This window comes from Enterobacter sp. TMH.L2, assembly GCF_050847315.1.
GTDB lineage: Bacteria > Pseudomonadota > Gammaproteobacteria > Enterobacterales > Enterobacteriaceae > Cedecea.
On the sequence record NZ_CP193791.1, the window covers coordinates 139,824 to 151,827 of the forward strand.

Below are 12,004 nucleotides of genomic sequence, written 5' to 3' on the forward strand. Positions count from 1 at the left end.
ATGGCTGGTTTAAAATTACAGGCAGTAACCAAGAGTTGGGACGGTAAAACCCAGGTGATTCAGCCGCTGACCGTGGACGTAGCGGATGGCGAATTCATCGTGATGGTCGGGCCTTCTGGCTGCGGGAAATCTACGCTGCTGCGTATGGTCGCCGGGCTGGAGCAGGTGACCAGCGGGGATATCTGGATCGACAGCCAGCGCGTCACCGACATGGAGCCCAAAGAGCGTGGCATCGCCATGGTGTTCCAGAACTATGCGCTCTATCCGCACATGACGGTGGAAGAGAACATGGCCTGGGGCCTGAAAATTCGCGGTCTGGGCAAAGAACAGATCCGCCAGAAAGTGCTGGAAGCCGCCCGTATTCTGGAGCTGGATGCGCTGTTAACTCGCCGCCCGCGCGAACTATCTGGCGGCCAGCGCCAGCGCGTTGCCATGGGCCGCGCCATCGTGCGCGATCCGGCGGTATTCCTGTTTGACGAACCGCTATCCAACCTTGATGCCAAGCTGCGCGTGCAGATGCGCCTTGAGCTTCAACAGCTTCATCGCCGCCTGAAAACCACCAGCCTGTACGTGACGCACGACCAGGTTGAGGCCATGACCCTCGCCCAACGCGTGATGGTGATGAACAAAGGCGTGGCGGAGCAGATTGGTACGCCAGTCGAGGTTTACGAGCGCCCGGCGAGCCGCTTTGTGGCAAGTTTTATTGGCTCTCCGGCAATGAACCTGCTGGATGGCAACATCAGTATCGACGGCTCACGCTTTGAGCTGGACGGCGGCGATGCGTTGCCGACCGGCAGCCAGCGCCTGCAGTGGGTTGGCCGGCCAATGACGCTGGGTATCCGCCCGGAACATATTGCGCTAAGCTCACAGGCTGCAGGTGGCATCCCTATTGTGGTGGAAACCCTTGAAATGCTGGGGGCTGATAACCTGGTTCACGGCCGCTGGGGCGGTCAAAAAGTGGTGATTCGCCTTGGGCATCAGGAACGCCCGCAGCCGGGCACCACGCTTTGGGTGCATCTGCCAGAAGAACATCTGCACTTCTTTGATGGCAAAAACGGACAACGTTTATGAGCAACTGGCCTTACCCAAAAATCGTCGCCCACCGTGGCGGCGGTAAACTTGCGCCGGAAAACACCCTTGCGGCAATCGACGTCGGAGCGCGTTACGGCCACACCATGATTGAGTTTGACGCCAAGCTCGCGCGCGACGGGCAAATCTTTCTGCTCCACGACGACACGCTCGAGCGTACCAGCAATGGCTGGGGGGTTGCCGGCGAACTGACCTGGGACAATCTGCTGAAAGTTGACGCGGGAAGCTGGTTCAGCCGTGAATATGCGGGCGAGCCGCTGCCGCTGCTTTCTCAGGTGGCTGAACGCTGTAAACAGCACGGCATGATGGCCAACATTGAGATCAAGCCAACCACCGGCCTGGAAACCGAAACCGGCAAAGTGGTTGCGCTGGCTGCCCGTGAGCTGTGGATCGGGCAAACCGCACCGCTGCTTTCTTCTTTTGAGATTGAAGCTCTGGAAGCCGCACAGCTTGCGGCCCCTGAACTGCCTCGCGGTCTGCTGCTGGATGAATGGCGTGATGACTGGCAGGAACTGACGACCCGGTTACAGTGCGTGTCTATTCACCTGAATCATCAGCTGCTTGATGAGGCTCGGGTGAAGGCATTGAAAGCCGCTGGACTGTATATTCTGGTTTATACCGTGAACGTTCCCCACCGCGCGGCCGTGCTGCTGCAGTGGGGCGTCGATGCCATCTGTACCGACCGCATCGACGAGATAGGCCCGGACTTCTCCGCATAACGCCTTACGGCGTGACTGGCGGCGGCAGCGTTGAACTGTTTGGCTTCAACATGCCGCCGTTATTCCCTCTTAGCATCCCACCATTGGTGTTCGGCAGCGGGTTCATGCCCGGCTGCGACTGCAGGACACGCTGCTGATTATTGTTCAACTGCGTCTGAAGCTGCTGTTGTTGAAGCTGATTTTGCGATTGTATCTGCTGCTTTAACATCCCCTGCTGCTGAGACTGCTGCGTTTGCATCTGCGTCAGCATCCGCTGCTGGCTCGGGTTCTGATAGACCGGCAGGTTAGGGTTGTTGGTCGTGTTGAGCGGCTGTGCGAGCGCGGTTAGCGGCAGCAAGGCTGCCAGAAGCCATACCTTTTTCATCGTTATCTCCTCCCATCAGGGGTTGCTTAAGTTTACTCCGTTTCCTTTATCACGGTGATTATTTCGGATTTGTGAACCAGGCTTAAGCGGGGACTTTCCCCGGGTAAATGAGGATATAACGATGATAAAGCAGTGGAAAATTTTACGCTGGGTAGCGATTCCAGCCCTGACAATCGGGTTGTGTTTGACGGTTATAGCCGCTCCTCCGCCGGTCTCTTATGGCGTGGAAATGGACGTTTACCATCCGGTGCGCGCGGAGCACGGTATGGTGGCTTCGGTGGACGCAGCGGCGACTCAGGTGGGCGTCGATATTTTAAAGCAGGGCGGTAATGCGGTAGATGCCGCGGTCGCCGTGGGTTATGCCCTTGCGGTCACGCACCCGCAGGCGGGCAATATCGGCGGCGGTGGTTTTATGATGCTGCGCACTAAAGACGGCAAAACAACCGCGATAGACTTCCGGGAAATGGCGCCGGAAAAAGCCAGCCGGGATATGTTCCTCGATGATAAAGGCAATGCGGACAGCAAGAAGTCGCTGACCTCGCACCTGGCTTCCGGCACCCCGGGTACAGTGGCAGGCTTTAGCCTGGCGCTGGAAAAGTACGGCACCATGCCGCTGAATAAAGTAGTGCAACCGGCTATCAAACTGGCACGAGACGGCATCATTGTGAACGATGCGCTGGCGGACGACCTGAAACAGTACGGGGCGGAAGTGATCCCGAATCACGCCAACAGCAAGGCTATCTTCTGGAAAGCGGACGGAGAGCCGCTGCAGAAAGGTGACAGGCTGGTGCAGGCCAACCTGGCAAAAAGCCTGGAGATGATTGCCGAGCAGGGGCCAGATGCCTTCTACAAGGGGGTGATTGCTGACCAGATTAGCGAAGAGATGGCGAAGAACGGCGGGCTGATAAGCAAGGCGGATTTGGCCAATTACAAAGCCATTGAGCGTCAGCCCGTCAGCGGGGAATACCGTGGCTACGAAGTCTATTCCATGCCGCCGCCGTCTTCCGGCGGGATCCACATCGTGCAGATCCTCAATATTCTCGAAAACTTCGATCTGGCGAAATACGGCTTTGGCAGCGCGGACGCCCTGCAAATCATGGCCGAGGCGGAAAAATACGCCTACGCCGACCGCTCTGAATACCTCGGCGATCCGGACTTTGTGAAGGTGCCGTGGCAGGCGCTGACCAGCAAGGCTTATGCGAAATCGCTGGCGGAGAAAATTGATATCAACAAGGCTCGCCCGTCGAGCGAAATCAAGCCGGGTAACCTGGCCCCGTATGAAAGTAACCAGACCACACATTTCTCCGTGGTGGATAAAGACGGTAACGCCGTGGCGGTGACTTATACGCTGAATACTACCTTCGGCACCGGGATCGTGGCCGGGAATACCGGCATTCTGATGAACAACCAGATGGATGATTTCTCCGCTAAACCGGGCGTGCCGAACGTGTACGGTCTGGTCGGTGGGGAAGCCAACGCCGTGGGGCCGCACAAGCGCCCGCTATCTTCTATGTCGCCAACTATCGTGGTGAAGGACGGGAAAACTTGGCTGGTCACGGGCAGCCCAGGCGGGAGCCGAATTATCACCACCGTGCTGCAAATGGTGGTCAACAGCATCGATTTTGGCATGAACGTGGCAGAAGCGACCAACGCGCCGCGCTTCCATCACCAGTGGCTGCCGGACGAACTGCGGGTGGAGAAGGGCTTTAGCCCGGATACGCTGAGGTTGCTGAAAGAGAAGGGGCAAAACGTCCAGGTGAAGGCTGCGATGGGCAGCACGCAAAGTATTATGATTGCGCCGGACGGCAAGCTGTATGGCGCGTCTGATCCACGTTCGGTGGATGATTTAACCGCGGGGTATTGATTGCCCCCCGCACAGAGAGGGCGGCAAGAAACACGCTTGTTTTCCCCCTCTCCCTTTTAGGGAGAGGGTCGGGGTGAGGGTAAAAATCACTCCGGCTTAAAACGCGCCATAAAATAGGCATCCACATACTCGCCGTCGCGCAGCGCAAAGCGCTTTCCGGTGCCTTCCACCTCGAAGCCAAACTTGCGGTACACCGCCAGCGCAGCCGCGTTATCGGTATACACCGTCAGCTCGATGCGCTCGATGCGCAGCCACTTATCGCACAGGCCAACCATTTCCTTAAGCAAAGCCGAAGCGATGCCTTTCCCCTGATGATCGTAATGCACGCCCATGCCGAAAGTGGCGACGTGGCTGCGGCGTGGGGACTGTTCCACCGTGACCGTTAGCTGCCCCACAATCTCATCGTCGATGCATGCCACCAGATGTCGGCTCCCCGGTCTGGGGTCGGTAATTCGGTCCAGCCAGGCTTTTAGAGGAGGATGAGGTAGCTGCAGCGTGTCGCGGTAAAGCGCCGGATGGGCATACATTTTCTGTAAAGCTTCCGCATCGCCAGGTTCGGCGTGACGCACAACAACTGATTTCATCCTTTTCTCCTCAATGAGTTATAGAAAACCTTTTAAACATCATTGACTTTGAACAATAAGTCAACGCTATTTTTTTCAAAAAACGCTTTACAAGTGCGAATGATAATGATTATTATTGCCATGCGTTCAGGGGAGACCCCTACGGAGACATCCTGAAAGCACGACATTGCTCACATTGCTTCCAGTATTACTTTAGCCAGCCGGGTGCTGGCTTTTTTTTTGCCCTTCTTATTTGAACCCGTAGCCGCGTTGGCTGCGCTCAGTTGCCCGAATCACTTACCGAAGTAAGCTCATCGGGATGCCTTCCCTTGCCGCCTTGCTACAGCGCCAACTCCTTTGGGCAAACCTTTGTCCGGTTTTAATAAAACGTGGGTGAAAAATGCAGTAAGGTACAGGCAGCTCAAATCAAAAAGGACAATGAAATGACTCTGCACTGTGCCTTCATCGGCTTTGGTAAAAGTACCACCCGCTATCACCTGCCGTTCGTTTTGGTTCGTAAAGACAAACTCAACGTGGCCCATATCTTCCGCCGCAGCGAAAAGCCGGAGCTGGAACAACAGCCGCAGTACGCGGGCATTCACTTCACCAGCCAGCTCGATGACATTCTCAATGACCCGTTGGTCAAACTGGTGGTGATTTGCACCCACGTTGACAGCCATTTTGAGTACGCGAAAAAAGCGCTCGAAGCGGGTAAAAACGTGCTCGTGGAAAAACCTTTCACCCCGACGCTTGCCGAAGCGCGCGAGCTGTTTGCGCTGGCAAAAGAGAAGGGCCTGGTCGTGACGCCTTACCAGAACCGTCGCTTTGACGCCTGCTTCCTGACGATGAAAAAAGCCATCGAGAGCGGCAAGCTCGGCAAGATTGTGGAAATTGAAAGCCACTTCGATATGTATCGCCCGGATGCGCCTGCGAATCCTGGTAAACCGGCGGACGGCGCTTTCTACGGCCTGGGCGTGCACACCATGGACCAAATCATCTCCCTGTTTGGTCGCCCGGAGCATGTCGCCTATGACATCCGCAGCCTGCGCAACAAAGCTAATCCGGACGATACCTTTGAAGCCCAGCTGTTCTACGGCGACCTGAAAGCGATCGTGAAAACCAGCCATCTGGTGAAAATCGATTACCCGAAATTTATCGTGCACGGTACCAAAGGCTCGTTCGTGAAGTACGGCATCGATCAGCAGGAAACCAGCCTCAAAGCGTACATCATGCCGGGTGAGCCAGGGTTCGGGGCCGACAGCAGCGTAGCGACGCTGGAGTATGTTAACGAAGCCGGGGAAACGGTGCACGAGGAGTGGAAACCGGAAGTTGGCGACTATGGCCGCGTCTATGATGCGCTGTACGACACGCTGATCGGCGGCAAGCCTAATTACGTCAGAGAAATTGAAGTTCTCACCAACCTGGAAATCCTCGAGCGCGGTTTTGAACAGCCTTCTCCTGCGACAGTAAGCCTTGCCTGATAACTTTTTGACTCCTCCAACTCGTTCACTTTTTTTGAACAGAGGAGTCAATTTTCACCCTCTATGATCCTCCGCGAAATGGGTCCACACTTATCCCATCAAACGAATTGCGGAGGACATACCATGATCTACTTAAGAAAAGCACAGGACCGCGGCCATGCGAACCACGGCTGGCTGGACAGCTGGCATACCTTCTCTTTTGCCGACTATTATGACGCCAACTTTATGGGCTTTTCGGCGCTGCGGGTCATTAACGAAGACGTGATCGACGCGGGGCAGGGTTTTGGGACCCATCCGCACAAAGACATGGAAATCCTGACCTATGTGCTGGAAGGCGCGGTTGAGCACCAGGACAGCATGGGCAATAAAGAACGCGTGCCTGCGGGTGAGTTCCAGATCATGAGCGCCGGGACAGGGATCCGTCATTCTGAGTACAACGCCAGCCAGACCGAACCGCTGCGCCTGTACCAGATTTGGATCATTCCAGAAAAAACCGGGATTACGCCGCGCTACGATCAGCGCCGTTTTGATGCGCCTCAGGGGCGCCAGCTGGTGCTTTCCCCGGATGCACGCGACGGTTCGCTGAAGGTTTACCAGGATATGGAACTGTCCCGCTGGGCGCTGGCCAAAGACGAACAGTCGGTTTATCAAATTCCGGCCGACCGCCGCGTCTGGATCCAGGTCGTAAAAGGCGATGTGTCCATTAACGGTACGCAGGCAAAAACCAGCGACGCGATCGCGGTCTGGGATGAACAGGCGATTTCCGTTCACGCCAACGAAGCGAGCGAGATCCTGCTGTTCGACCTGCCACCGGTATAACGTTACCCGTCACAGCCTGCCCCTGAAAAAGGGGCGGGTTTTCTTTTGTCCGTGCTAAACTCGGCTGTCGAAACTCACAAGTCGCGCAGGACAATGAAAAAGAAAAGACCGGTACTACAGGATGTTGCAGATCGCGTTGGGGTGACCAAAATGACGGTCAGCCGTTTTTTACGCAACCCGGATCAGGTGTCTGCCGCGCTGCAGGTTAAAATTGCCGCCGCGTTAGATGAACTGGGCTATATCCCGAACCGTGCGCCGGATATCCTTTCTAATTCAACCAGCCGGGCCATTGGCGTCCTGCTGCCTTCCCTGACCAACCAGGTGTTCGCCGAAGTGCTGCGCGGCATTGAAAACGTCATTGATGCCCACGGTTACCAGACCATGCTGGCTCACTACGGCTATAAGCCGGAACTGGAGCAGGAGCGTCTGGAATCCATGCTGTCCTGGAATATCGACGGCCTGATCCTGACCGAGCGCAACCACACGCCCAGAACGCTGAAAATGATTGAAGTTGCCGGTATTCCGGTGGTGGAGCTGATGGACAGCGTTTCTCCTTGCCTGGATATCGCCGTAGGTTTTGATAACTTCGAGGCGGCTCGTCAAATGACGGCCAGCATTATTGCCCGTGGTCATAAACACGTGGCTTACCTGGGTGCGCGCCTCGATGAACGTACCCTCATCAAGCAAAAAGGCTACGAGCAGGCGATGCTCGACGCCGGGCTGACGCCGTACAGCGTGATGATTGAAAACTCCTCGTCTTATTCCACCGGCATTGAACTGCTGCGCCAGGCAAAACGCGAATATCCGCAGCTCGACAGCATCTTCTGCACCAACGATGACTTAGCGATTGGTGCGGCCTTTGAATGCCAGCGCCAGGGGCTGCGTATCCCGGAAGATATGGCGATTGCCGGTTTCCACGGCCATGATATTGGGCAGGTAATGGAGCCGCGTCTGGCGAGCGTGCTGACCCCGCGAGAGCGCATGGGGCGTATCGGCGCAGAGCGTTTGCTGGCGCGTATTCGCGGTGAAATCATTACCCCGAAAATGCTGGATTTAGGTTTTACGTTGTCGCCGGGTGGCTCGATCTAGGCCAAATTTTTTTATTTGATGTAGCTCACACTTATACACTTTGCAAGCTAATGGTTATTGCTTATTGCTCAGCCAGACCGGAAAATGTTATCGGTAACAGTTACCCGTAACAAAACCAGGCGCATTGCTTTGTGTCAGAGTCGGAGCCATCATGAGCACTACTAACCACGACCACCACATTTACGTCCTGATGGGCGTCTCCGGCAGCGGTAAATCCGCCGTTGCCAGCGAAGTTGCCCATCAGCTGAACGCCGCGTTTCTTGACGGCGACTTCCTGCACCCCCGCAGCAACATCCTGAAAATGGCCTCCGGCGAGCCGCTGAACGACGACGACCGTACCCCGTGGCTGAAAGCGTTGAACGATGCCGCGTTTGCGATGCAGCGCACCAACAAGGTTTCGCTGATCGTCTGCTCGGCGCTGAAAAAGCACTATCGCGACCTGCTGCGTGACGGTAACCCGAACCTCTCCTTCATCTATATGAAAGGTGATTTTGAAGTGATCGAAAACCGTCTGAAGGCGCGGAAAGGCCACTTCTTTAAAACCCAGATGCTGGTGACCCAATTCGAAACCCTGCAAGAACCGCAGGCGGATGAAAAAGACGTGCTGATCGTCGATATCGACCAGCCGCTGGACGGCGTCGTCGCCAGCACCCTCGCATTGATCAACCAAGGCAGCGCAGAGTGAGTACATTAACGCTTGTTTTAACCGCGGTCGGCTCCGTGCTGCTCCTGCTGTTTTTAGTGATGAAGGCGCGTATGCACGCCTTCGTGGCTTTGATGGTGGTTTCTATTGGTGCCGGGCTTTTCTCCGGCATGCCGCTCGACAAAATTGCCGACACCATGCAGAAAGGCATGGGCGGGACGCTGGGCTTCCTGGCGATTGTGGTCGCCCTGGGTGCCATGTTCGGTAAAATCCTGCATGAAACCGGCGCGGTGGATCAGATTGCCGTCAAAATGCTGAAATCCTTCGGCCACAGCCGTGCGCACTATGCGATTGGCCTGGCCGGCCTGATTTGCGCGCTGCCGCTGTTCTTTGAAGTGGCTATCGTGCTGCTAATTAGCGTGGCATTTTCAATGGCGCGCCACACCGGGACGAACCTGGTGAAACTGGTGATTCCGTTGTTTGCTGGCGTCGCTGCCGCTGCGGCGTTCCTGTTGCCGGGGCCTGCGCCGATGCTGCTGGCCTCACAGATGCACGCTGACTTTGGCTGGATGATCCTGATTGGCCTGTGCGCCGCGATCCCGGGCATGATTATCGCCGGGCCGCTGTTCGGGAACTTCATCAGCAAATTTGTTTCGCTGGAAATTCCGGAAGACATTTCCGAGCCGCATCTGGGTGAAGGCAAGCTGCCGTCCTTCGGTTTCAGCCTGTCGCTGATCCTGCTGCCGCTGGTGCTGGTTGGCCTGAAAACTATCGCTGCTCGCTTTACCGCGCCGGGTTCTTCGCTGTACGAATGGCTCGAATTCATCGGCCATCCGTTTACTGCGATTCTGGTCGCCTGCCTGGTGGCTATTTATGGCCTGGCGTATCGTCAGGGCATGGATAAAGAAAAAGTGATGGCGATTTGCGGCCAGGCGCTGCAGCCGGCGGGCATTATCCTGCTGGTTATCGGTGCCGGTGGCGTGTTCAAACAGGTGCTGGTTGACTCCGGCGTGGGCCCGGCACTGGGCGAAGCGCTGACCGGGATGGGCCTGCCTATCGCGATTACCTGCTTCGTGCTGGCGGCGGCGGTGCGTATCATTCAGGGTTCCGCTACCGTGGCCTGTCTGACGGCGGTTGGCCTGGTGATGCCGGTTATCGAGCAGCTGAATTATAACGGCGCTCAAATGGCGGCTCTGTCGATTTGTATCGCCGGCGGTTCTATTGTGGTGAGCCACGTGAACGACGCGGGCTTCTGGCTGTTCGGTAAGTTTACCGGCGCAACCGAAGCACAAACGCTGAAGACCTGGACGATGATGGAAACCATTCTCGGCACCACCGGGGCGATTGTCGGGATGATTGCGTTCAGCCTGCTGAGTTAAAGTATCCTGACCAGAAAAAAGGCAGCGCTCTTCGGAGGCTGCCTTTTTTATTACTCCTGAACAGGCTTTCTCCCAGAGGGAGGGATGTCCTACCCCCGCATCCAGGCGCGGATGCCGTCCAGGAACATCTGGGTGGAAATCATCACCAGCACCAGCCCCATCAGACGCTCCAGGGCGTTAACCCCTTTCTCACCCAACAGGCGCAGGAACAGGGAAGACTGCAGCAGAATTGCCACGGTACCGCCCCAGGCCAGCATCAGGGCGGCCACTAAATGCCCCATCTGATTTGGATACTGGTGCGAAAGCAGCATCAGCGTCGCCAGCAAAGAAGGGCCAGCAACCAGCGGAATCGCCAGCGGTACGATAAACGGTTCTTCACCCGCAGGCAGGCCGGATGAACTGCCTTCCTGGCCTGGGAAAATCATCTTAATGGCAATCAGGAACAGAATGATGCCGCCTGAAATCGACACGGTTTCAGCGCGTAAATTCAGGAAGCCAAGAATTTTTTCCCCGGCAAACAGGAAGATAAGCATCAGCAGCAGAGCAATAAGCAGTTCGCGGATCATAATGGCCCGGCGGCGCTTTGGCTCCGTGTGTTTTAGGACCGACATAAAGATCGGCAGGTTACCCAGCGGGTCCATAATCAGGATCAGGAGTACCGCGGCGGATATGATTTCAGTCATCTGTTTTCCCCAAAATCTGGCAAGTTGTTTCTGGTAATAAGCTTTGTTTCTGACTCGGTGGATATCATTGATTAATTTCACTTGCGACTTTGGCTGCATTTTGTAAGGTGGAGTGATGTTCTGGCCCACGGCCAGCGCTTACACACGCAATCATCTCTGCAGGATTAAGTCGCTATGAAAAATGTTGGTTTTATTGGCTGGCGCGGTATGGTCGGCTCTGTACTCATGCAACGCATGGTGGAAGAGCGCGATTTTGACGCCATTCGTCCGGTTTTCTTCTCCACTTCCCAGCTTGGGCAGGCAGCCCCTACGTTTGCCGGCACCACCGGCGGTACACTGCAGGACGCATTTGATCTGGAAGCGCTGAAGGCGCTGGATATCATCGTGACCTGCCAGGGCGGCGATTATACCAACGAAATCTATCCAAAGCTCCGTGAAAGCGGCTGGCAGGGTTACTGGATCGACGCAGCTTCTTCTCTTCGCATGAAAGATGACGCGATTATTATCCTCGACCCGGTAAACCAGCACGTTATTCAGGAAGGCCTGAACAAAGGTGTGAAAACCTTCGTCGGCGGTAACTGCACCGTCAGCCTGATGCTGATGTCCCTCGGCGGCCTGTTTGCCAACGACCTGGTTGACTGGGTTTCCGTGGCGACTTACCAGGCGGCATCCGGCGGCGGCGCGCGTCATATGCGCGAGCTACTGAACCAAATGGGCCAGCTGTACGGCGAAGTCTCTACCGAACTGGCAAATCCGGCTTCCGCTATTCTTGATATCGAACGTAAGGTCACCGAACTTGGCCGCAGCGGCAAACTGCCGGTGGATAACTTCGGCGTGCCGCTGGCCGGGAGCCTGATCCCGTGGATCGACAAGCAGCTCGACAACGGCCAGAGCCGTGAAGAGTGGAAAGGCCAGGCCGAGACCAACAAAATTCTTGCGACCTCTGCTGTTATCCCGGTTGACGGTCTGTGCGTGCGCGTTGGCGCGCTGCGCTGCCACAGCCAGGCATTCACCATCAAGCTGAAAAAAGACGTGTCTATTCCTACCGTGGAAGAGCTGCTGGCCGCGCACAACCCGTGGGCGAAAGTGGTGCCAAACGACCGCGATATCACCATGCGTGAACTGACGCCTGCCGCGGTAACCGGCACGCTGTCGACGCCGGTTGGCCGTCTGCGCAAGCTGAACATGGGGCCGGAGTACCTTTCCGCCTTCACCGTCGGCGACCAGCTGCTGTGGGGCGCCGCCGAACCGCTGCGCAGAATGCTGCGGTCACTCGCATAATTACACTTATTTACCTGAGGGGCTTTGTGG

Annotated in this window: 12 protein-coding genes; 9 read left to right on the top strand and 3 right to left on the bottom strand. The window is 56.2% G+C overall.

All coding sequences use genetic code 11. The features are described 5' to 3' along the window. The gene (locus ACREYP_RS00670; RefSeq protein ID WP_008457931.1) at positions 1–1,071 is read left to right on the top strand and encodes a sn-glycerol-3-phosphate import ATP-binding protein UgpC; all 1,071 of its coding nucleotides are present in this window, start codon (positions 1–3) and stop codon (positions 1,069–1,071) included. Then, complete coding sequence (ugpQ, locus tag ACREYP_RS00675) at positions 1,068–1,808, top strand: glycerophosphodiester phosphodiesterase (RefSeq protein ID WP_336819056.1); 741 nt, start codon at positions 1,068–1,070, stop codon at positions 1,806–1,808. The genes ACREYP_RS00670 and ugpQ overlap by 4 nt, the downstream gene beginning before the upstream one ends. A gap of 4 nt (positions 1,809–1,812) precedes the next feature. Here ugpQ and ACREYP_RS00680 read toward each other — a convergent pair whose 3' ends face one another. After that, positions 1,813–2,172: a DUF2756 family protein gene (locus ACREYP_RS00680; RefSeq protein ID WP_008457926.1), complete on the bottom strand. Its 360-nt coding sequence runs from the start codon at positions 2,170–2,172 to the stop codon at positions 1,813–1,815. Between the two features lie 121 nt (positions 2,173–2,293). Between ACREYP_RS00680 and ggt the strand changes: the two genes are divergently transcribed. After that, positions 2,294–4,036, top strand: a complete 1,743-nt coding sequence (gene ggt, locus ACREYP_RS00685; RefSeq protein WP_498881062.1) for a gamma-glutamyltranspeptidase — start codon at positions 2,294–2,296, stop codon at positions 4,034–4,036. 86 nt (positions 4,037–4,122) lie between these two features. Here ggt and ACREYP_RS00690 read toward each other — a convergent pair whose 3' ends face one another. Continuing rightward, positions 4,123–4,620 carry a GNAT family N-acetyltransferase gene (locus ACREYP_RS00690; RefSeq protein ID WP_008457923.1) on the bottom strand — a complete coding sequence of 166 codons (498 nt, stop codon included), beginning with the start codon at positions 4,618–4,620 and terminating at the stop codon, positions 4,123–4,125. Between the two features lie 422 nt (positions 4,621–5,042). On the opposite strand from ACREYP_RS00690, the gene ACREYP_RS00695 reads away from it, so the two are divergent. The 5 genes from ACREYP_RS00695 to gntU all read left to right on the top strand — a co-directional run bounded on the left by ACREYP_RS00695 (position 5,043) and on the right by gntU (position 10,010). Continuing rightward, positions 5,043–6,080, top strand: a complete 1,038-nt coding sequence (locus ACREYP_RS00695; RefSeq protein ID WP_336819057.1) for an oxidoreductase — start codon at positions 5,043–5,045, stop codon at positions 6,078–6,080. 123 nt (positions 6,081–6,203) lie between these two features. Beyond that, positions 6,204–6,899, top strand: coding sequence for a pirin family protein (locus ACREYP_RS00700; protein WP_166867980.1), 696 nt, complete (start codon positions 6,204–6,206; stop codon positions 6,897–6,899). A 93-nt stretch (positions 6,900–6,992) separates the two neighbouring features. After that, entirely contained in the window at positions 6,993–7,988 is a 996-nt protein-coding gene (gene gntR / locus ACREYP_RS00705) for a gluconate operon transcriptional repressor GntR (protein WP_008457915.1), read from the top strand. Positions 7,989–8,139: 151 nt separating this feature from the next. After that, positions 8,140–8,673 carry a gluconokinase gene (gene gntK, locus ACREYP_RS00710; RefSeq protein ID WP_008457913.1) on the top strand — a complete coding sequence of 178 codons (534 nt, stop codon included), beginning with the start codon at positions 8,140–8,142 and terminating at the stop codon, positions 8,671–8,673. Next, complete coding sequence (gntU, locus tag ACREYP_RS00715) at positions 8,670–10,010, top strand: gluconate transporter (protein ID WP_008457911.1); 1,341 nt, start codon at positions 8,670–8,672, stop codon at positions 10,008–10,010. The genes gntK and gntU overlap by 4 nt, the downstream gene beginning before the upstream one ends. Positions 10,011–10,099: 89 nt before the next feature. Here gntU and ACREYP_RS00720 read toward each other — a convergent pair whose 3' ends face one another. After that, positions 10,100–10,693, bottom strand: coding sequence for a YhgN family NAAT transporter (locus ACREYP_RS00720; RefSeq protein ID WP_008457909.1), 594 nt, complete (start codon positions 10,691–10,693; stop codon positions 10,100–10,102). A 174-nt stretch (positions 10,694–10,867) separates the two neighbouring features. On the opposite strand from ACREYP_RS00720, the gene asd reads away from it, so the two are divergent. Next, positions 10,868–11,974 (top strand): aspartate-semialdehyde dehydrogenase, encoded by a 1,107-nt coding sequence (gene asd, locus ACREYP_RS00725; protein WP_166867984.1) that lies wholly within the window; start codon positions 10,868–10,870, stop codon positions 11,972–11,974. Positions 11,975–12,004: the final 30 nt, after the last annotated feature.